We start from the raw sequence: 20,431 nt of genomic DNA on the forward strand, positions 1-20,431 counted from the left end.
CCAATGGAAACCATCATTCTCTTTGCGCCTCTGGTCGGTGCGCTGCTTTGCGGCTTTGGCTGGAAATTCATCGGTGAAAAGGCCGCACAGTGGACAGCGACCAGCATGTTGTTCCTGTCGGCCTTCCTGTCTTGGGTTGTTTTCCTGACGTTCGATGCCTCGGCACATGTGAACGGTAGCTATACCGTCAACCTGTTGCGCTGGATCGAAAGCGGCACGCTCTCGACCGATTGGGCGATCAAGATGGACCGTTTGACCGCGATCATGCTGATCGTGATCACGACCGTGTCCGCGCTCGTGCATCTTTATTCCTTCGGCTACATGGCCCATGACGAGAATTTCAAAGAAGGCGAGAGCTATCGTCCGCGTTTCTTTGCTTATTTGTCTTTCTTTACTTTCGCGATGTTGATGCTGGTGACAGCCGACAACCTTGTGCAGATGTTCTTTGGTTGGGAAGGCGTGGGTGTCGCGTCCTATCTTCTGATCGGTTTCTACTATAAAAAACCGACCGCCAATGCCGCTGCGATCAAGGCGTTCGTCGTCAACCGTGTGGGTGACTTCGGTTTCGCCTTGGGTATCTTTGCGCTTTATCTGGTGACCGACAGCATCAAGTTTGACGACATCTTTGCCGCGATTCCGGATTTGCAGGAACACACGATCACCTTCATGTGGCGTGACTGGAACACGCTGAACCTGATCGCGTTCCTGTTGTTTATCGGCGCGATGGGTAAATCGGCGCAGCTGTTTCTGCACACATGGCTGCCGGACGCGATGGAAGGCCCGACTCCTGTGTCCGCCCTGATCCACGCGGCGACCATGGTCACCGCTGGTGTCTTCCTCGTCTGCCGTATGTCGCCGCTGATGGAATATGCACCCACAGCAACCAGCTTTATTGTGTTTCTGGGCGCAACCACCGCGTTTTTCGCGGCGACCGTGGGTCTGGTGCAGAACGATATCAAACGGGTCATCGCCTATTCGACCTGTTCGCAGCTAGGCTATATGTTTGTGGCCGCAGGTCTGGGCGTCTACTCGGTTGCGATGTTCCACCTGCTGACACACGCGTTCTTCAAGGCGATGTTGTTCCTTGGGGCAGGCTCGGTGATCCACGCGATGCACCACGAACAGGACATGCGGAACTATGGCGGTCTGCGTCACAAGATCCCCAAGACCTTCTGGATGATGATGATCGGCACTTTGGCAATCACGGGTGTGGGTATTCCGCTGCTCTACGTGGGCTTCCCTGTTGGTTTCGCGGGCTTCGTGTCAAAAGATGCGATTATCGAGAGCGCCTATGCAGGCACCAATGGCGGCTATGCCTTCTGGATGCTGGTCGTGGCCGCGCTGATGACAAGTTTCTACAGCTGGCGCCTGATGTTCATGACATTCTACGGCACGCCACGCGGCGATGCGCATACCCATGACCATGCCCATGAAAGCCCGACCATCATGCTGGTGCCGCTCTATGTGCTGGCACTGGGGGCGATCTTCTCTGGCATGGTCTGGTACGGGTCATTCTTCAGTTCCAACGACAAGGTCGGCAAGTTCTTTGGCGTGCCTTACGCTGAAGCTTCCGAGCATGGCACCGAGGGTGACCATGGTGCAACCGATGATCACGCGGCAGAAGAGGGTGATCACGCCAAGGCCCATTACAACCTTGTCGGCGCGCCGGGTGAGGGCGCAATTCACAACAGCCCCGACAATCACGTGCTGAATGATGCGCATGAGGTCGCAAAATGGGTCAAGGTCGCACCGTTTATCGCGATGCTGGCCGGTCTGGCGCTGGCCTATCAGATGTATATCCGCCGTCCGGATTGGCCGGCCAAACTGGCCGCACAGCAGGCGCCGTTGTATCAGTTCTTGCTGAACAAATGGTACTTTGACGAGATCTACAATTTCATCTTTATCAAGCCCGCGCTGGCCTTGGGACGCTTGTTCTGGAAGCGCGGAGACACCGACACGATTGATGGCGGGATCAACGGGATTGCGATGGGGATTATCCCTTTCTTCACCCGTCTCGCTGGCCGCGCACAGTCCGGTTATATCTTTAGCTACGTATTTGCGATGGTGCTTGGCATTGCAGTGCTCCTCACCTGGATGACGCTCTTCGGGGGAGCGAACTAATGGGCAATATTCTTTCTCTCACAACGTTCCTGCCGCTTCTGGGGGCCGTCATTCTGGCGCTCTTCCTGCGCGGTGACGATGCGGACGCACAGCGCAATGCCAAATGGGTGGCGCTGGTCACGACCGTGGTGACGTTCATTTGCTCGCTGTTCATTCTGACGAACTTTGATCCCAACAATACCGGCTTCCAGATGGTCGAGACCCGCGACTGGCTCTTGGGGCTGCAATACAAGATGGGTGTCGATGGCATTTCGATCCTCTTTGTCATGCTGACCACCTTCCTGATGCCTTTGGTGATTGCGGCCTGCTGGAACGTCGAAACCCGCGTAAAGGAATACATGATCGCGTTCCTCGTGCTGGAAACGCTGATGTTGGGCGTCTTCCTCGCGCTTGATCTGGTGCTGTTCTACCTGTTCTTCGAGGCAGGTCTGATCCCGATGTTCCTGATTATCGGGATCTGGGGCGGCAAGAACCGGATTTATGCGTCCTTCAAGTTCTTCCTTTATACCTTCCTTGGCTCTGTGCTGATGCTGGTCGCGATGGTGGCGATGTTTGCCGACGCAGGTACGACCGATATTCCCACGCTGATGACCCACACCTTCGGGACCGAGAATTTCAGCGTTCTGGGTGTTCAGATCGTGGGCGGGATGCAGACGCTTTTGTGGTTGGCCTTCTTTGCCAGCTTCGCGGTCAAGATGCCCATGTGGCCTGTCCATACATGGCTACCTGACGCGCACGTGCAGGCGCCCACGGCGGGATCGGTCGTGCTGGCCGCGATCCTGTTGAAGATGGGTGGCTACGGGTTCCTGCGTTTCAGCCTGCCGATGTTCCCCGTCGGGTCCGAGGTGATGGGGCCGCTGGTGCTCTGGCTGTCCGCGATTGCGATTGTCTATACGTCGCTGGTCGCACTCGTGCAGGAAGATATGAAAAAGCTGATTGCCTATTCATCTGTTGCGCACATGGGGTACGTGACGATGGGGATCTTTGCGGTCAACCAGCAGGGGATTGACGGGGCGATCTTCCAGATGATCAGCCACGGGTTTATCTCGGGTGCGTTGTTCCTTTGCGTCGGCGTGATCTACGACCGGATGCACACCCGCGAGATTGACGCCTATGGCGGTCTGGTGAACCGGATGCCGGCCTATGCGCTGATCTTTATGTTCTTTACAATGGCGAACGTGGGTCTGCCGGGGACATCGGGCTTTGTTGGTGAATTCCTGACGTTGATGGGTATTTTCCAGGTCAACACATGGATCGCGGTCTTTGCGACATCCGGTGTGATCCTCTCTGCCGCCTATGCGCTGTGGCTCTACCGCCGTGTCGTGATGGGGGACCTGATCAAAGAGAGCCTGAAAACCATCTCTGACATGACCACACGCGAACGCGCGATCTTTGCGCCGCTGGTGGTGATGACCCTGCTTTTGGGTGTTTATCCCGCACTCGTTCTTGACATGATCGGCCCAAGCGTTGCGGCGCTGGTTGATAACTATGACACCGCGCTTGCGACCTTTGAGGCCGCAACGCAGTTTGCTTCGAATTAAGGAAAGCCCGTTATGATTGGTGCTGATATCCAAATCCTGATGCCCGAACTTGTGCTGGCGGTTTATGCCATGGGCGCATTGCTGGCGGCGGTTTATACCACCAAAGACGGCATGGCGCCGCTTCTGACCTGGGCCACCTCGGGTCTGTTTGTGCTGCTGGCGGTCTGGATCGGGATCAACGGGCAGGGCACGAACATTGCCTTTGGCGGTATGTTCGTGGATGATGGCTTTGCGCGGTTTGCCAAGGTGGTGATCCTGCTGTCCGCTGCTGCTGTGCTCTTGATGTCGGAAAGCTATATGCAGCGCCGTGGGTTGCTGCGGTTCGAGTATCCGGTACTCGTCGCTTTGGCTGTCGTGGGTATGATGGTCATGGTCAGCGCAGGCGATCTGATGGCGCTTTATATGGGCCTCGAATTGCAGTCACTGGCACTTTACGTGGTCGCATCGCTGCGGCGCGATAGCGTAAAATCGACCGAGGCGGGCCTGAAGTACTTTGTGCTGGGTGCGCTGTCGTCCGGTTTGCTGCTTTACGGTGCATCGCTGACATACGGTTTCGCAGGTACCACGCTCTTTGCGGGCATCATCGAAGCGACAGCGGATGAGCCATCTCTGGGTCTTCTCTTCGGTCTGGTCTTCCTGATTGCGGGCTTTGCGTTCAAGGTCTCGGCCGCACCCTTCCACATGTGGACGCCTGACGTGTACGAGGGCTCGCCCACACCGGTCACGGCGTTCTTCGCAACCGCGCCCAAAGTTGCCGCTATGGCGCTGTTCGCGCGCGTTGTGCATGACGCATTCGGCGGGATCGTGGGTGACTGGCAGCAGATCGTGGCGTTCCTGGCTGTAGTTTCCATGTTCCTTGGTGCGATTGCCGCGATTGGCCAGAAAGACATCAAACGCCTCATGGCCTATTCCTCGATCGCGCATATGGGCTTTGCCCTGATGGGGCTGGCTGCGGGCACTGCCTTTGGTGTGCAGGCCATGCTGATCTACATGGCCATCTATGTGACGATGAATATCGGCACCTTCGCGTTCATTCTATCGATGGAACGTGACGGGCGGCCCGTCACGAGCATTGATAGCCTCAAGATGTATTCCAAGCGTCAGCCACTGCGCGCGCTTGCGATGCTTGTCCTGCTCTTCAGCCTTGCGGGCGTGCCGCCCATGGTCGGTTTCTTTGGCAAGTTCTACGTGTTGCGCGCGGCCTATGATGGCGGGTTGGCATGGTTGGCTGTGGCCGGTGTGATCGCCTCTGTAATAGGTGCCTTTTACTATCTGCGGATCGTGTACTTCATGTACTTCGGGGAAGAGGGCGAAGCGCTGGACGGTAAGATCAACCCTGTTCTCTGGGGCTTCCTGATGGGATCTGCGGCGGTCATGCTGATCGGTGTCGTCAACCTCTTCGGCATCGAGCCGATCGCGGCGGCTGCCGCGGCGACGCTTGTCAACTAAGGGCACGGGACACGGGCCTTGGCCCGAGGGGTACGCCTGCGTCGTGCTGGACACTGTGGACAGCACGATGACCGAGGCAGCGCGACGGGCCCCCGATATCACCCGCCCGACATGGATCATGGCCAAGCATCAAACCGCAGCGCGGGGGCGGCGGGGCCGTGCGTGGATCGTGCCGGAAGGCAACCTGAACGCGACATTGATTTTCCGGCCCGAGGCGACACCGGCAGAGGCCGCAAAACGGTCTTTTCTGGCGGCAAACGCGCTCTATCAGGCGCTTTCGATTTACGTATCTGCCGACAAGCTTGCGCTCAAATGGCCCAATGATGTGCTTTTGTCAGGGGGCAAGGTGGCGGGGATCCTGCTGGAAAGTTCGGGAAGCGGTCCGTTCGTAAACTGGCTGTCGATCGGGATCGGGGTGAACCTCAAACATACGCCGGAAGGGATAGAGGGGGCTGCCTTTGCGCCCACCAGCCTTGCGGAGGCTGGCGGAGAGTTGGTGTCCCCGCAGGATTTCCTTGCGACCCTTGCCGATGCGTATGCCACGCAGGAAGCCAAGCTGATGCGCCTCGGATTTGACCGTATCCGTGATGAGTGGCTGTCCAAAGCCGCGCGTCTGGGTGAGGTCATAACTGCGCGGACTGGTCGCGAGGATGTGACAGGTATCTTTGACAGTATCGACCGTGACGGCAATCTGGTGCTGATCACAGGTACCGGGCCGCGTGCGATCCCGGCGGCCGATATATTCTTTTCATAAGGGAGGCGGCCCCATGCTCTTGGCCATCGACTGCGGCAATACAAATACTGTGTTTTCCATCTGGGACGGGGAAAAGTTTATCGCGACATGGCGCACCAGCACCGAATGGCAGCGCACGGCGGATCAATACTATGTCTGGCTGTCCACACTGATGCGGTTCCAGAATGTTGACGTGATGATTGACGAAGTGATCGTCAGTTCGACCGTGCCACGCGTGGTGTTCAATCTCCGGGTCTTTGCGGATCGCTATTATAATTGCCGCCCGCTGGTGGTCGGCAAGCCCGATTGCCTTTTGCCCACAGCACCGCGCGTTGATGCAGGCACCCAAGTCGGACCGGACCGGTTGGTCAATGCCGCCGGTGCCTTTGACAGGCACGGTGGCAACCTGATCGTGGTGGATTTCGGCACGGCGACGACCTTTGATGTTGTTGCCGAGGACGGCGCCTATGTGGGCGGCGTGATTGCACCGGGGGTCAACCTGTCGCTCGAAGCGCTGCATAATGCCGCCGCGGCCCTGCCGCATGTGGATATTACCCAGCCGCAACGTGTCATAGGGACCAATACTGTGGCCTGTATGCAATCCGGTGTCTTTTGGGGTTACATCGGGCTGGTGCGTGAGATATGCGCGCGGATCAAAGCAGAACGTGACGTGCCGATGCAAGTCATCGCCACGGGGGGCCTCGCTCCATTGTTCCAACAGGCAGAAGCCCTATTTGACGCGTTCGAAGACGATCTGACGATGCACGGCCTGACCGTCATACACAAATATAACAAGGACAACGCATGAGCGACCGCCTGATCTATCTACCCCTCGGAGGTGCCGGTGAAATCGGCATGAACGCCTATGTCTACGGCTATGGGCCTGCAGGCAAGGAGCGGCTGATCGTTGTCGATCTGGGCGTGACCTTTCCCGATATGGACGGCACACCCGGGGTGGATCTGATCCTGCCGGATATTTCCTGGCTGAAAGAGCGCAAGGGGCAGATCGAGGCGATCTTTATCACCCACGCGCATGAAGACCACGTCGGCGCGATTGGCCACTATTGGGAGCAATTGGGCGCCCCTGTCTATGCGCGCCCCTTCACCGCCAATATCGCGCGGCGCAAGCTGGAAGAACACGGGCATCCTGAAAACGTGGTCAGGGTCGTGGGGGTCTACCCCGAGATGATCAAATGTGGGCCGCTCACCGTTTCATACCTGCCGATCAGCCACTCGATCCCTGAAAGCGCGGGCCTGTTGATTGATACGCCAGAAGGCCGCGTTCTGCATTCGGGTGACTTCAAGATCGACGAAACCCCTGTGGTCGGTGATCCGTGGAACGAGTCGCTGTGGGAAGAGGTGTCAAAGGATGGCGTGAAGGCGCTGATCTGTGACAGTACCAACGTCTTCTCGCGTGATCCGGGCCGGTCAGAGGCCTCGATCGGCGACGCGATTTCCGGGATGATGAAAGAGGCGCAGGGGATGGTCGTGGCGACCACCTTTGCCTCCAATATTGCACGGTTGAAGACGCTGGCGATTGCCGCGCAAAAGGCGGACCGGTCGGTCGTTCTGCTGGGTCGTGCCATGCGGCGTATGGTCGAAGCCGCCACCGAAGTGGGCATTCTGAAAGGTTTCCCGCCTGTGGTGTCGCCCGAGGACGCGCTGCAGATGCCTCGTAACAACGTCATGTTGTTGGTCACCGGCAGCCAAGGTGAACGCCGCGCGGCCAGCGCGCAGCTTGCGCAGGGCAACTATATGGGGATCAAGTTGCAGGACGGCGATACGTTCCTGTTTTCCTCCAAAACGATCCCCGGTAATGAACGCGGCGTGATCCGCATCATGAACCAGCTCTCCGAGCTGGGAGTTGACGTGATCGACGATGCAGGCGGCAAGTACCATGTATCGGGCCACGCCAACCGCCCCGATCTGCTGCGTTTGCACCAGATCACCAAACCCCAGACCTTGATCCCGATGCATGGCGAACACCGTCATTTGCGTGAACATGTGAAGCTGGGTGCGGAAAGCGGACTGTCAGGAATTGTGGCGGTCAACGGGATGATGATTGATCTGTCGGGCAACCAACCGACTGTGGCCGAATATATCGACACGGGCCGGACCTATCTGGACGGGTCGGTACAGGTGGGTGCCATGGACGGCATCGTGCGCGACCGTATCCGCATGGCGATGAACGGGCATATGATTGTGACGCTGATCATTGACGAGAATGACGAACCATTGGGCGACCCTTGGGTGGAAATCATGGGGCTTGCCGAGACAGGGCGGAACAATGCTGCTTTGGTCGAGGTCGTTGAAGAAGACCTGAGCCAGTTTGTGAACCGCGCCAACGCCAAGACATTGCGCGACGAGGTGAAGCTGGAAAAAGAGCTCAAGACGATTGCGCGGCGGTCGGCACAAAGCGAGATTGGCAAAAAGCCCGAGGTGACCGTCATTGTGTCACGGTTGGGGTAGCGTCGGGGAGAACTCCGACCTACGAACGACGGAATGCGTTTGCAATTTTTCTAAGCTCTATTCTGCCGCCGCCGAACCTCATTAAAGCGGTGATGGCAATAAAGAATAATAGGAACGCACCGATACCTGTTCCGTTCATAAAGAACAAACTGAGTTCGGCTTCTCTTATGAGTTGTAGAATGTATTCCAAGACGGACTCCTCGCTATAAACGCGTCGTCGTCCTGCCCTGCCGTCCCAATTTTAGTTTGGGTGGCAAGAAGCTTGCAAGCTTTTTTCCTGTGGGTAAGGTCGGAAAACTTTCCTAAACTCTTATTTTTACAGTGAAAATAGTCCGCAACATGTTGATTTAGGGCGGTTCTTTTTGCAGAATTGTGGAAAAGAATTTTGTCGCAGTGAAGTCTAACTAACTGAATTGTTCGCAGCTCTCGCGAGATAGGCTACATTCCGAAAAATAATACATCCACCATTCGGTCACAGTTTTGACGACTTGCTTTGATCATCATCACCTCATGGGGCAAAACCAATGAGGTGAGTGACAATGAAACATAAATCCATTCCTCTGCTTGTTGTGGCGGTGACACTGTCCGGCTGTATGATGACGGACCCGTCCAGCCATCTGATTGGACGCCAGGGCGCCAATGATGTCTATGAGTTCAGCATGACGCGCTATGCCGATCCGCTTGGCGCAGAGGCCTACTACCAACAACGCAACAACTATGCGGCCCGCCTCTGCCCGCAGGGTTACCGGATCATAAATGAGCGGGAAGGGGTGACGATCAGACCTGCCGGTGACCGGCTGTTGTCTGAAAACCGTATCCAGATTGCCTGTCCTGCGTAAGGTCGCCCAAACAAAAGCGGATGTTCCCGCTTAAGGAACATCCGCTTCAAGAGGGCTGGCTAAGTGGCGCTAGTTCTTGGCCCGCTCGGCAAAGCTGAGCGCGATAAACGCTGGCGTATCCTCACCCATGCCTACGATTTTCGGGCCGGTGTCGCGGCGGTCGTTGCCGCGCCCGCGCCCGCCGCGTGAACGGTCTTCGCGTGGCTTTTGCTCATGTGCCGCGGCCTCTTCCTTCGCTTCAACGACCTTGGGCTCTTGCGCCTTTGGGGTCTCTGTCTTTGGCTCCGGCTTGCGGCGGCTACGTGTCCGCTTGGGCTTTTCTTCGGTCGTCTCGCCGGCAGCCTCGGCTGGTGCGGGTGTCGGCGTTGCTTTGCCGCCGGGCACGTCCAGGCGCGGGATTGGCTGGTTCACGAGACGTTCCACGTCTTCGAGGTTCTTCTCGTCGCGTGGAATACAGATCATGATCGCAGTGCCGGTGCGGCCCGCACGACCGGTGCGGCCGATACGGTGGACGTAATCCTCGGCATGGCTGGGCACGTCGAAATTGAAAACATGCGTGACGGCCGGAATATCCAGGCCACGCGCGGCCACATCAGAGGCCACAAGAATCCGCAGATCATTGTCGCGGAATTTATCAAGTGTCTTGGTCCGGTGGCTTTGGTCCAGATCGCCGTGGATCGGGGCCGCCTGATAGCCGTGTTTGTTCAGCGACTTCGCCACGATATCCACGTCGGATTTGCGGTTGCAAAAGATGATTGCGTTGGTGCAGGCATCGCCTTCGGCATCAATCAGCTTGCGTAGCAGCTCACGCTTTTCCGCAGGTTCTTTGGGCTTGGAGGACCCTTTGAACATCACAACACCTTGCTTGATGTTGACGTTCGTGGTCGCCGCGCGGGCGACTTCGATCTTGGCGGGGTTTGACAGGAACGTGTTGGTGATCCGCTCGATCTCGGGGGCCATCGTCGCGCTGAAGAACAGGGTCTGGCGGGTGAACGGCGTGCGTTTGAAGATTTCCTCGATATCGGGGATGAACCCCATGTCGAGCATCCGGTCAGCCTCATCCACAACCATGATCTTGACGTCTGTGAGGATCAGTTTGCCGCGCTCGAGGTGGTCGAGCAGGCGGCCAGGGGTGGCGATCAACACATCGACGCCTTTGTCGATGATGGCGTCCTGATCCTTAAAGCTCGTGCCGCCAATCAGCAGGGCGCGCGACAGCTTCGTATATTTGGCGTAGGCGTCGAAATTCTCGGCCACTTGCGCGGCGAGTTCCCGCGTTGGCGCCAGAACAAGGCTGCGCGGCATCCGTGCACGCGCACGTCCACGGCCCAGAAGCGTGATCATCGGCAGGGTGAATGCGGCGGTTTTGCCTGTGCCGGTCTGGGCAATGCCCAAGACATCACGGCCTTCAAGGGCGGGGGCAATCGCGCCGGCCTGAATAGGGGTAGGGGTGTCATAGCCGGTTTCGGCAATCGCTTTGAGAACCTTGGGGGCAAGGTTCAAATCAGAAAACTTGGTCATATACGTCCTTTAGATGCGGTTTCGGTCCGCATGTTGTGAAAGGACGCAATTCTCCGAGCGTCCCGCGTCGTAGGCCCTCGCGAGCCGTGAGGATGCGATAGCGGAAATGCCCGTTACCGTCAAGCTGAGCGCACAAACCGCCTGCGTTCAAGGGGATTTCGTGGCTTTTTCGCGCATTAGGGCAAAGCGGCGGAAGACGGTACCATCATCACTGTTGAGGATATCAAGCAAATGTCGTGTCAGCTTTCCGGTTGCTGGTGCATGTTCGGCGTCGCGCCAGAGGGGGGCCAGCAGATGGGCTTCCAGATCACCTTTCAGGACTGAAAAGTCCGTCATCCCCATGGGCAGGGGGGATTTGTTGCGATCTTGCGTTCGAAACGGCGTTTGCGGCGGGTGGCCGGAGAATGCACGCTCGGCTTCATAGATTTTCATCAGCGAAAACAGGATGTTCATGCGCGCGGCCAGATTGCGGTCTGCCTCGGTCTCCCCGTGCTCTGCAAAAGTGATGACGGCAGAAATCAGCCAACGGGTGGGCAGAGTGGCGAGCAACCACGCCTCCTGCTCGGCCCAGAGCCGCCGGAACAGTGCATGCGCGCTTGCAGGGTAAGTGTGTTTGCGCAGATGGGACACCAGAAGCCCGTGCAGCAAGGCCAATTCGCAGTGCCCCTGCAATTCGCCCAGCAGCATATGGCGCTTCTTCTCGACACGGCTGAGGCCCTCGGGCCGGGGCATGATCGGGGGCGGCAAGGGCAGGGCCTTGAGCGCTTCGAAATCAACGTCCAATGGCGGGAGGTCCGCGCCCGTCAAGAGCGCACGACGTTTTTGGTATTGGGGCATCAGGCCGCCGATCCCGCCGGGGAATGTTTGGCTTCTGTCGTTCAACCGCTACTCCCTAAACCATCATCTCTTTTGTCGCGGTCAGGTTGATTTCGGGGTAATCACGCCCGACGCGGTCAATGTCCCATTGCAGGCGCGTCAGATAGACTGTGTCGCCGTCATTGTCCGTCGCGATGTGCTGTTTGTTGGCGGCCACGAATTTGTCCACGGCTGTCTGATCGCCTGCCACCCAGCGGGCCGAGGTGAATTGTGAGGGCTCGAACCGGACGGGCAGCCCGTACTCGAGCTCGATCCGGCTGGCCAGCACCTCGAATTGCAGCGCACCCACAACGCCCACGATAAAGCCCGACCCGAAGGTCGGTTTGAACACTTTGGCGGCCCCTTCCTCGGCAAACTGCATCAGGGCCTTTTCAAGGTGTTTGGCCTTCATCGGATCGCCCGCGCGGCAGGTTTGCAAAAGTTCCGGCGCAAAGGACGGGATGCCCGAGACGCGGATCGCCTCGCCCTCAGTCAGCGTATCGCCAATGCGCAGCTGGCCGTGGTTGGGAATACCGATGATATCACCGGCCCATGCCTCTTCTGCCAGTTCGCGGTCAGCGGCGAGGAACAGCACAGGGTTTGTGATGGCCATCTGCTTTTTGCTGCGCACATGGGTCAGTTTCATGCCGCGTTCGAAATGTCCTGACGCGAGTCGCACAAAGGCCACGCGGTCGCGGTGTTTGGGGTCCATGTTGGCCTGCACCTTGAACACGAAACCTGCAACCTTGCTTTCCTCGGGCGCGATGTTGCGGGGCTGGGCGGATTGGATTTGCGGCTCCGGCCCATAGGTGGCCAGACCGTCCATCAATTCCTTGACCCCGAAGGAATTCATGGCAGAGCCGAACCAGATCGGAGTCATTGAGCCATTCAAGAGGGCCTCTGGGTCGAGCGGTGGCAAGAGTTCCTTTGCCATCTCGATCTCTTCAAGGAATTTTTCGAGCAGATGCGCAGGGACGTGCTCGGCCAGCTTGGGATCATCGAGACCTGAAATCTGGATGCTTTCGGCAACCTTGTTGCGGTCGGCGCGGTCCATCAATTCCAGCTTGTCGCGCAGAATATCATAGCAGCCGATGAATTCGCGCCCTACACCGATGGGCCATGAGGCCGGTGTGACGTCAATTGCAAGGTTTTCTTGGATTTCGTCAATAATATCGAAGGTATCGCGGCTTTCGCGGTCCATTTTGTTGCAAAAGGTCAAGATGGGAAGGTCGCGCAAACGGCAGACTTCAAAGAGTTTCTGGGTCTGGCTTTCCACACCCTTGGCTCCGTCGATCACCATCACGGCGGCATCGACCGCAGTCAGCGTGCGATAGGTATCTTCGGAAAAATCCGAGTGACCCGGTGTGTCAACGAGATTGAAGCGGTACTTTTCAAAGTCGAACGACATGGCAGAGGCGGACACAGAGATGCCCCGGTCCTTTTCCATCTGCATAAAGTCCGACCGCGTCCGCCGTGCTTCGCCTTTGGCGCGCACCTGTCCCGCCATCTGGATGGCGCCACCATAAAGGAGGAACTTTTCCGTCAGCGTCGTCTTGCCCGCGTCGGGGTGCGAGATGATCGCAAAGGTCCGGCGGCGGGCGATTTCAGGGGGAAGGTCAGGGCGATTTGTCATGCATGACGCTTTATGCGTTCGGGCTGGAAAGGGCAATCGGGACAGTGCGCTTAACCAAAGATTTGGTTTTCATGGCTATCACCGCGGGCAAGGGGGCTGCAATGAAACACTATGCATGTGCCGTCTGTCTGGTGGCTGGTGTTGCGGCCTGCGGCGGGGGCGGCGGAGGCGGAGGCGGCAGCGGGATTGATCCCCGCCTTGCGCGGCTGGACATTTATGAGGGACAGAAATTGCGGGTTCTTGGTGATCCCGAGGCGGGTGTCCTTGGTATGGCTGTGACGGCCGATGAAAACATCCCCGCGTCCGGCTCCATGTCCCTGAGCGGCTTTGCAACGATGCGGGTCGAGACGGGCAGTCAGCCGCTCATCCTGTTCGGGGATGCGGATATGCAGATAGATTTTGACACCAGTGTGGCCCAAGGAGCGGTAAGCAGTGTTTTCGGGGGCAGTTCTGACGCCGATATCGCGGATTACGCCGGAACCATTGATCTGCAAAGCAACGCTGTCGGGCAGGATATGCCGCTGGGTTATGCGGGCGCACTGAGCGGCGGGGGGCAAACACTGGGTTTTGCGGGGGAAATGACAGGGGTTTTGCTGGGCAATCCCGCGTCTGCCTTTGCGGGCGGTGATCTGGAGGCGCAGGTCGATCACAACGGAACGCCACGGGAGGGGACGATTGTCATCGTGCTTGAAGAGAACGGGCTCTGATAGTGGCGGGGGCCTACCGCGTTGATGCCTTGCGCAGCAAAGACACCGCTTTTTGTGCAGGAATTAGGCTGTTTTGCACTTCGTAATCCAGATGCGGCCGGTGCGCGTGATCGGGGGACGAGACGCCGGCCGGCAGACCATGGCGTGTTTGCGCGCTGATCAGATGCGATTCTGCGGCAATCCCTTCGGCGTAGATGATGTGATGGTCATCAAAGATGAGCTGGAAGTAATCCACGAAACCGCCACGCCGCCGCAACACGGTTGTGTGATCCACCAGATGCCGCGCCTTGATCAGAATTTCGGGGCGTCCTGCACCGAGCTGGTCTTCGCGCTGGTAAATGAACAGACGGTGGTCGGGACGCACTACCAGATCGGCTTCGTTGTGCAATGCGCCCTTGGTGATCACAACCGGTGCAAAACTGCCCGAGGCACGCATTGTGGCCTGCCCGATATGGCGGATCGGCTGTTTGCCTGCGTCGCGGGTCAGGACCATATCTCCGATGCTCAGCGTTTCGATCGGGCGCATCTGTCCGTCGCTCATGGTGATGCGTGTGCCGCGGGCAAAGGATCCGCTGGCGGCTTCGGCAAAGCGGCGGGTGGCTGTGTGACGCTCCAGACCGACGAGGCGATAATCAACAGCGGGCTGCAATTCTCCCAATGGCAGCAGGAAAATATCTGCGACGCTGTCATCTTCGACTTCGACCAGAACAAGGGCTTCATGCGTGTCCCCGTCAGGGGCCATAAGCGTCAGGCAGCAGTCCAGATGCACGATATTGCCTTGCGTATCGGCGCGGTGCAGCCCTTTGCCATCCGCAATCAGCTCAAGCGGTGTCAGCCCTTCCTTGGCATCAATCTGGTAGACATCGTCCATCACCAGTTCATCGGCGAATGACAGCGTCTCGCCCTTGGCCACGCCATCGCTGGCGATCACGTTGGTCGCAGGATAGATATCAACAGTAATGGGACGCTGGCTCATGGCGACTGGAGTTACACCGGCTTTGGCCTCAGGCCAAGCATGAACGCCGCGTTGCGCGTTTCGTTTGCCGAAGCGGGGCGGCAGTGCTAGATCGTCCACAATCAATGGAGAAGGGAACGACACGATGGATCTTGGGATCAAAGGCAAGCGTGCGCTGGTATGTGCATCATCAAAGGGTTTGGGGCGTGGATGCGCCGAGGCTTTGGCCGAGGCAGGCGTCAATCTTGTTATGAACGCCCGCGGTGCTGAGGCGCTTGAGGCGGCAGCGGCAGATATCCGCAGCAAGTATGGCGTTGATGTTGTGACCGTGGCTGCAGATGTGTCCACTCAGGAAGGCCGTGACGCATTGCTCAAAGAGGCTGAAGGTGTTGATATTCTGGTCAATAATGCCGGTGGCCCGCCTCCTGGTATCTGGTCTGACTGGGATCGCGATGATTTTATTGCAGCGCTTGATGCCAACATGCTGGCCCCGATTGCGTTGATGAAAGCGCTGATGCCTGGGATGATCGAGAAGGGCTGGGGCCGCGTCGTGAACATCACCTCGGGATCTGTGAAGGCGCCGATCCCGCAGTTGGGTCTGTCAAACTCTGCCCGTGCCGGTTTGACCGGCTATGCCGCTGGCACAGCGCGTCAGGTGGCCCAGTTCGGCGTCAACATCAACAATATGCTGCCCGGTATTCACGCCACGGATCGGGCGGTCAGCCTTGATACCGGTGTTGCCAAAGCGCAAGGCATTGATTTGGCCGCAGCAACCGCCCAGCGTCAGGCAACAATTCCTGCCCGCCGCTACGGGACAGCCGAAGAATTCGGCGCGATGTGTGCTTTCCTTTGTTCCAACCATGCGGGCTTTATCGTGGGCCAGAATATCGTTCTGGACGGCGGCGCGATCAACGCAACCATTTAGGAAACCCGGGACGCGATGGATTTTAGCACAGATTATGCCGGTCGCGTCACGGCGATCGCCGATTTATTCGCGGCGGTGTTTACTGCTTCGGAAGGGGCCGCAGAAGGGGCCGTGATCGGCCAGCTTGCGTCAGAAATGTTGACGCCCGGGGGCGCAGAGGGCTTGCTGGTCTGTCTTGCGATTGATGGAAATGAACTGGCAGGGGCGGTCATGTTTTCGCCTCTGCACTACCGTGATGATCCGACTAAGGTGGCCCTGCTGTCGCCTATGGCGATCGCGACCGCGCATCACGGTAAGGGGCTTGGGCAGAGTTTGATCCGATACGGCCTGGAGCAGCTTCGCGCGCGCAATTTTGCGGAGGTCCTGACTAATGGTGACATCAACTTCTATGCCAAGACCGGATTTGAACCTGTGACGCAGGCGCAGGCGCAGGCACCGTTTCCTTTACAGTACCCCCAAGGCTGGCTGGGACGGTCGCTGACAGATGCGCCTTTCACGGCGTTGCACGGGCCCTCGACCTGCGCTCACGCCCTCAGCAAGCCTGAATACTGGTAGCGATCCGGCTCGGCGTCTTGCCCTGCAGCAAAACTGTTGTTAGGTGCGCTATACCCAATAGTTTCCGTCAGGGATAACGCCCCCTATGCCAGCCCCCCGCCTTGAGATCAGCCATATCGTCAAAGACTTCGGCGGGCGCCGTGTCGTCGATGACGTGAGCCTGACAGTGATGCCGGGGCAGGTGACCTGTTTGCTGGGCCCGTCGGGATGCGGTAAATCCACGACTTTGCGGATTATCGCGGGGGTGGAAAAGCAAAGCAGCGGGACGATCCTTGTTGATGGCAAGCTGGTTTGTGACGGCGATGTCTCGCTGCCGCCCGAGGAGCGCCATATCGGGCTGATGTTTCAGGATTTTGCGCTGTTTCCACATCTGACAGTCGGGCAAAACGTGGCCTTCGGGCTGAAAGGCCGCAAGGCGACCGACCGCGTGCATGAATTATTGGCCAAGGTCGGCATGTCTGCCTATATCGACGATTATCCCCATCAGCTTTCGGGCGGTGAGCAGCAGCGCATCGCACTGGCCCGTGCACTCGCACCGCGCCCACGCATCATGCTGATGGACGAGCCGTTTTCCGGACTTGATGACCGTCTGCGTGATGATATCCGCGATGAAACGCTGGAAGTGCTCAAAAGCGAAGGCACCGCGGTTTTGCTGGTCACCCACGAGCCGGGCGAGGCGATGCGCATGGCCGATGAGATCGCCCTCATGCGCAACGGCAAGATTGTGCAGCGCGGTGCACCCTATAACATCTACAACACGCCGAAAGATAAAGCAGCCGCTGCATTTTTCAGTGATATCAATGTTCTGAAGGGCAAGGTTCAGGGTGCGCTGACAGACACACCTTTTGGCCAGTTCCTTGCTCCCGGTGTGCCGGACGGGACCGAGGTGGATATCGTCATTCGCCCCCAGCACCTGAAGATCGACTTTGATCGTGGCGGGCGCGGCCCGAATCCGACGCCCGAAGACGGCACCGCCGCACGCGGTGTTGTCGAACGCGCGCGGTTCATGGGGGCCTCCAGCCTTGTTGAATTCCGGATGGATTTTGATGGCTCGATCCTGAAGGCCGTGGTGCCGTCGGTGTTCCTGCCCAAACCCGGTATGCCGCTTTGGCTGATGATCCGCCGCGACCGGTGTTTTGTGTTTCCGCGCACAGGTAACTGACGCGTCAAAAAATGTCCTTACAGCACGCCTGTAGATCGGCCATAGTTCCCTTGTGCATCACGCAATGAGGGGACGGGATATGGCAAATCATGGCTATGAGGGCGGGCGGTTGAACCTGCCATTTGTAGGCATCTGCACCTTTGGCAAATACCCCTATGTGTCCGATTGGGACGCGATTGACGCCGATGTTGCGGTGATGGGTGCGCCCTTTGATTTCGGAACCCAGTGGCGGTCGGGCGCGCGCATGGGGCCGCGCGCGATCCGCGAGGCCTCGACCCTGTTTTCCTTCGGCCATGCGGGGGCCTATGACCACGAGGATGATGTGACCTATCTTGACCCTGCCGAGGTCACGATCGTCGATATTGGCGATGCGGATATCGTGCATACCGACACGGTGCAGAGCCATGCGAATATCGAATTCGGTGTGCGCAAAATCCTGGCGGCGGGTGCAATCCCCGTTGTGCTGGGCGGCGATCATTCAGTGAATATCCCTTGCATCAACGCCTTTGATGACCAAGGTCCGATCCATGTGGTCCAGATTGATGCGCATCTTGATTTTGTCGATGAACGTCATGGTGTGCGGTTCGGCCATGGCAATCCCATGCGCCGTGCCGCCGAAAAGAACTATGTCACAGGCCTCAGCCAAATCGGTATTCGCAACGTCTCCTCCACCGCCAAGGACGGCTATGTCGATGCGCGCAACATGGGGTCGGATATCCAGTCGGTGCGCCAGTTCCGCGCGATGGGCGTAGATGCGATGCTGGACCGTATTCCTGCGGGTGTGCAGTACTATGTGACTGTCGATATCGACGCCTTTGATCCGTCAATCGCCCCTGGAACAGGCACGCCAAGCCACGGCGGGTTCATCTATTACGAAGTGCTTGAATTGCTCGCGGGACTGGCAAAGCGTGGCAATATCGTCGGGCTCGATCTGGTGGAAGTGGCCCCTGATTACGATCATAGCGGGTCCACATCGACGCTAGCAGCGCAGTTGCTGATGAATGTGATCGGACGGATATTGCACGCCAGAACAAGCTAGGATTTCAGACGTGCTGCCCGCCCACCGCGCCGTTTCGTGATCTGGCCTGCCCGTGTGGGCAGTTCGGCCATGATTTCGGCGCGGACTTCGGGCGTCATCCGTGACCATGCGCCGATTTCGTCGATGCTGCGCAGGCAGCCTGTGCACAGGCGGCTTTTCGGCTCAATCACGCAGATCTTGATGCAGGGGCTTTCGATCTCGGCGCGGGACCAGATGTGATCGGTGTTTTCGGGTTTGCTCACGAATCGTCCCTCAGGTTGCGCATGCGGTCTAACATGCCTTGAAGGATATAGCTTGCGGCAACATGGTCGATCACCTCTGCGCGACGTTTGCGTGACGTATCCGCCTCAATGAGCGCGCGTTCGGCGGCGACGGTGGACAGCCGTTCATCCCAGAAGGTTATCGGCAGGGGGGTCAGTCTTGACAGGTTGCGGGCAAAGGCGCGGGTGGCCTGGGCGCGGGGGCCTTCGCTGCCGTCCATGTTGCGCGGCAGGCCCAGCACGATCCCCTGCACCATGCGGTGTGTTGTCAGTTCCAGAAGTTTCGCTGCATCAACGCCGAATTTCTTGCGTTTGATCGTGGTCACCGGGGTCGCCACCGATTGCAACACGTCCGACACTGCCACACCGATAGTCACCGTCCCCAGATCAAGCCCGGCAAGCGCGCCATGGGGCGGGATCACGCGCAGGAATTCTTCGGGGGTCTCTAAGATCATTCTTCCAAGACGCCCGCATCGCGGGCGGCATTGGTCAAGATTTCCATCCCGCGCATGCTGCTGACAAAGACCTGCTGTGCTTCGGTCCAGACAGTGCGCGCAGCATCAAGATTACCCAGCACGCCATAGGCGCGGATCAGGCGCGCCCAGTCTTCGGCGGGGCCACCTTCGGTGGCAAGCCGGTCGGCAAGACCCGCGACCATGCCGCCAATCATGGCCTGACGGTCTTCCTCGGACATATCCTGTGCCGCATCCATTTGTTCAAATGACGGGCCGCGCGCCTCGGGGAGGGCGTATTCGACCCCCGCGCGGAAGGCTGCATCGCCAACCTGCGCACGGGCACTGGCGACGTGGAAATTCGCAGGATCGCCGTTCTCGATAATCTCGCGCCACAGGCGCAGGGCCAGATCGGGGCGGTCTGTCTGGTTATAGAGCGACCCCAGATAATACCGCGCCGCAATATTGCCGGGGTTGCTATCAAGGATATCGCCGATCAGCTCTTCTGCCTCGGGCGAGACAAACCCGCCGGCCGCGACGACCTTGAGATCAAGCAGGCGTTGCAGATCAAGGGTTTCGGCGGCATCTCCTTTGATAGCGACGACCTGTTCCTGCGCGGCGGCGGCGCCCGCATAGTTGCGCAATTCGACCTCGGCCATGGCCAGCCGCGACCATGCTTCAAGATCATCAGGGCGGGTTGGGGCAATCACGCGCAACTGTTCGACTGCCGCGCGGTACTCATCAGGGACATCGGGGGCGGGCGGCGGTACAGGGGCTGCGGCCTCTAACGCGGCCTGCGAGGGGCGGTTTGCGCGCATCTCTTCGCTGGCGGCAAGGCGCGACTGTAGCGGCATATCGGGATAACCGGGTGCGCCGATCATCCAGTAGGTGCCAAAGCCCACGCCCAGCATCAGCACAACAATCGCCGCAGGCAGCCAGCGGTTGGGTTTGCTGGCCGCTGTCGGTTTCACGGCAGCGTTGCTTGCAGCAAGCAGGCGGCGGGCCACTTCGGTGCGGGCACGCTCGGCCTCTTCGGGTTCCAGCAACTGACGTTCCAGATCGCGGTCGATCTCTTCCAGCTGGGCACGGTAAATGGCGATATCGGGGTTGTCGTCGCCGATCTCTTTGGGCCGCACCAGAGGCGTGACCATCAGCGCCGTCACAGCCAGCGTCAAAACAGCGCAAACAATCCAGAAAATCATGTGTTTCTCGTCC

20 protein-coding genes are annotated in these 20,431 nt (G+C 58.5%); 12 read left to right on the forward strand and 8 right to left on the reverse strand.

The window, feature by feature from the left end; all coding sequences use genetic code 11:
• The first annotated feature begins 3 nt into the window (after positions 1-3).
• The 6 genes from nuoL to C7964_RS15195 are packed head-to-tail and all read left to right on the forward strand — an operon-like array spanning position 4 to position 8,313.
• Positions 4-2,121 (forward strand): NADH-quinone oxidoreductase subunit L, encoded by a 2,118-nt coding sequence (gene nuoL, locus C7964_RS15170; protein ID WP_110280510.1) that lies wholly within the window; start codon positions 4-6, stop codon positions 2,119-2,121.
• Positions 2,121-3,662 carry an NADH-quinone oxidoreductase subunit M gene (locus C7964_RS15175; protein ID WP_076658699.1) on the forward strand — a complete coding sequence of 514 codons (1,542 nt, stop codon included), beginning with the start codon at positions 2,121-2,123 and terminating at the stop codon, positions 3,660-3,662. The genes nuoL and C7964_RS15175 overlap by 1 nt, the downstream gene beginning before the upstream one ends.
• Before the next feature lie 12 nt (positions 3,663-3,674).
• The gene (gene nuoN, locus C7964_RS15180; RefSeq protein ID WP_110280511.1) at positions 3,675-5,111 is read left to right on the forward strand and encodes an NADH-quinone oxidoreductase subunit NuoN; all 1,437 of its coding nucleotides are present in this window, start codon (positions 3,675-3,677) and stop codon (positions 5,109-5,111) included.
• A 43-nt stretch (positions 5,112-5,154) separates the two neighbouring features.
• Positions 5,155-5,865 carry a biotin--[acetyl-CoA-carboxylase] ligase gene (locus tag C7964_RS15185; protein WP_286163983.1) on the forward strand — a complete coding sequence of 237 codons (711 nt, stop codon included), beginning with the start codon at positions 5,155-5,157 and terminating at the stop codon, positions 5,863-5,865.
• Between the two features lie 13 nt (positions 5,866-5,878).
• Positions 5,879-6,652, forward strand: coding sequence for a type III pantothenate kinase (locus C7964_RS15190; protein WP_110280513.1), 774 nt, complete (start codon positions 5,879-5,881; stop codon positions 6,650-6,652).
• On the forward strand, positions 6,649-8,313 hold the full coding sequence (locus C7964_RS15195; protein WP_110280514.1) for a ribonuclease J: 1,665 nt from the start codon (positions 6,649-6,651) through the stop codon (positions 8,311-8,313). The genes C7964_RS15190 and C7964_RS15195 overlap by 4 nt, the downstream gene beginning before the upstream one ends.
• Before the next feature lie 19 nt (positions 8,314-8,332).
• On the opposite strand, the gene C7964_RS20010 is transcribed toward C7964_RS15195, so the two are convergent.
• The gene (locus C7964_RS20010) at positions 8,333-8,503 is read right to left on the reverse strand and encodes a hypothetical protein (protein ID WP_181417208.1); all 171 of its coding nucleotides are present in this window, start codon (positions 8,501-8,503) and stop codon (positions 8,333-8,335) included.
• A gap of 349 nt (positions 8,504-8,852) precedes the next feature.
• Here C7964_RS20010 and C7964_RS15200 point away from each other — a divergent pair, with 349 nt between their 5' ends.
• Positions 8,853-9,152 (forward strand): hypothetical protein, encoded by a 300-nt coding sequence (locus C7964_RS15200; protein ID WP_110280515.1) that lies wholly within the window; start codon positions 8,853-8,855, stop codon positions 9,150-9,152.
• Between the two features lie 69 nt (positions 9,153-9,221).
• On the opposite strand, the gene C7964_RS15205 is transcribed toward C7964_RS15200, so the two are convergent.
• The 3 genes from C7964_RS15205 to C7964_RS15215 all read right to left on the reverse strand — a co-directional run bounded on the left by C7964_RS15205 (position 9,222) and on the right by C7964_RS15215 (position 13,161).
• Positions 9,222-10,673 (reverse strand): DEAD/DEAH box helicase, encoded by a 1,452-nt coding sequence (locus C7964_RS15205; protein WP_110280516.1) that lies wholly within the window; start codon positions 10,671-10,673, stop codon positions 9,222-9,224.
• 147 nt (positions 10,674-10,820) lie between these two features.
• On the reverse strand, positions 10,821-11,555 hold the full coding sequence (locus C7964_RS15210; protein ID WP_110280517.1) for a hypothetical protein: 735 nt from the start codon (positions 11,553-11,555) through the stop codon (positions 10,821-10,823).
• 10 nt (positions 11,556-11,565) lie between these two features.
• Entirely contained in the window at positions 11,566-13,161 is a 1,596-nt protein-coding gene (locus C7964_RS15215; RefSeq protein ID WP_110280518.1) for a peptide chain release factor 3, read from the reverse strand.
• Positions 13,162-13,262: 101 nt separating this feature from the next.
• On the opposite strand from C7964_RS15215, the gene C7964_RS15220 reads away from it, so the two are divergent.
• On the forward strand, positions 13,263-13,868 hold the full coding sequence (locus C7964_RS15220; RefSeq protein WP_146214874.1) for a hypothetical protein: 606 nt from the start codon (positions 13,263-13,265) through the stop codon (positions 13,866-13,868).
• Positions 13,869-13,881: 13 nt separating this feature from the next.
• On the opposite strand, the gene C7964_RS15225 is transcribed toward C7964_RS15220, so the two are convergent.
• Positions 13,882-14,844, reverse strand: a complete 963-nt coding sequence (locus C7964_RS15225; protein WP_110280520.1) for a Hint domain-containing protein — start codon at positions 14,842-14,844, stop codon at positions 13,882-13,884.
• 124 nt (positions 14,845-14,968) lie between these two features.
• Between C7964_RS15225 and C7964_RS15230 the strand changes: the two genes are divergently transcribed.
• From C7964_RS15230 to speB, 4 genes are all read left to right on the forward strand, one after another.
• Complete coding sequence (locus C7964_RS15230; RefSeq protein WP_110280521.1) at positions 14,969-15,748, forward strand: SDR family oxidoreductase; 780 nt, start codon at positions 14,969-14,971, stop codon at positions 15,746-15,748.
• Between the two features lie 15 nt (positions 15,749-15,763).
• Positions 15,764-16,303, forward strand: a complete 540-nt coding sequence (locus tag C7964_RS15235) for a GNAT family N-acetyltransferase (RefSeq protein WP_110280522.1) — start codon at positions 15,764-15,766, stop codon at positions 16,301-16,303.
• Positions 16,304-16,388: 85 nt separating this feature from the next.
• Positions 16,389-17,465, forward strand: a complete 1,077-nt coding sequence (locus C7964_RS15240) for an ABC transporter ATP-binding protein (protein WP_110280523.1) — start codon at positions 16,389-16,391, stop codon at positions 17,463-17,465.
• Positions 17,466-17,544: 79 nt separating this feature from the next.
• Entirely contained in the window at positions 17,545-18,504 is a 960-nt protein-coding gene (gene speB, locus C7964_RS15245) for an agmatinase (protein WP_110280524.1), read from the forward strand.
• Here the strand turns inward: speB and C7964_RS15250 are convergent.
• The 3 genes from C7964_RS15250 to ccmI are packed head-to-tail and all read right to left on the reverse strand — an operon-like array spanning position 18,501 to position 20,418.
• Complete coding sequence (locus C7964_RS15250) at positions 18,501-18,746, reverse strand: DUF1289 domain-containing protein (protein ID WP_110280525.1); 246 nt, start codon at positions 18,744-18,746, stop codon at positions 18,501-18,503. The two genes, speB and C7964_RS15250, sit on opposite strands and share 4 nt — an antisense overlap.
• Positions 18,743-19,219, reverse strand: a complete 477-nt coding sequence (gene ruvX, locus C7964_RS15255; RefSeq protein WP_110280526.1) for a Holliday junction resolvase RuvX — start codon at positions 19,217-19,219, stop codon at positions 18,743-18,745. The genes C7964_RS15250 and ruvX overlap by 4 nt, the downstream gene beginning before the upstream one ends.
• Complete coding sequence (ccmI, locus tag C7964_RS15260) at positions 19,216-20,418, reverse strand: c-type cytochrome biogenesis protein CcmI (RefSeq protein ID WP_110280592.1); 1,203 nt, start codon at positions 20,416-20,418, stop codon at positions 19,216-19,218. Before ccmI ends, ruvX begins: the two co-directional genes overlap by 4 nt.
• Positions 20,419-20,431: the final 13 nt, after the last annotated feature.

Source organism: Loktanella sp. PT4BL (assembly GCF_003201935.1).
In the GTDB taxonomy this organism is placed as follows: Bacteria; Pseudomonadota; Alphaproteobacteria; order Rhodobacterales; family Rhodobacteraceae; genus Yoonia.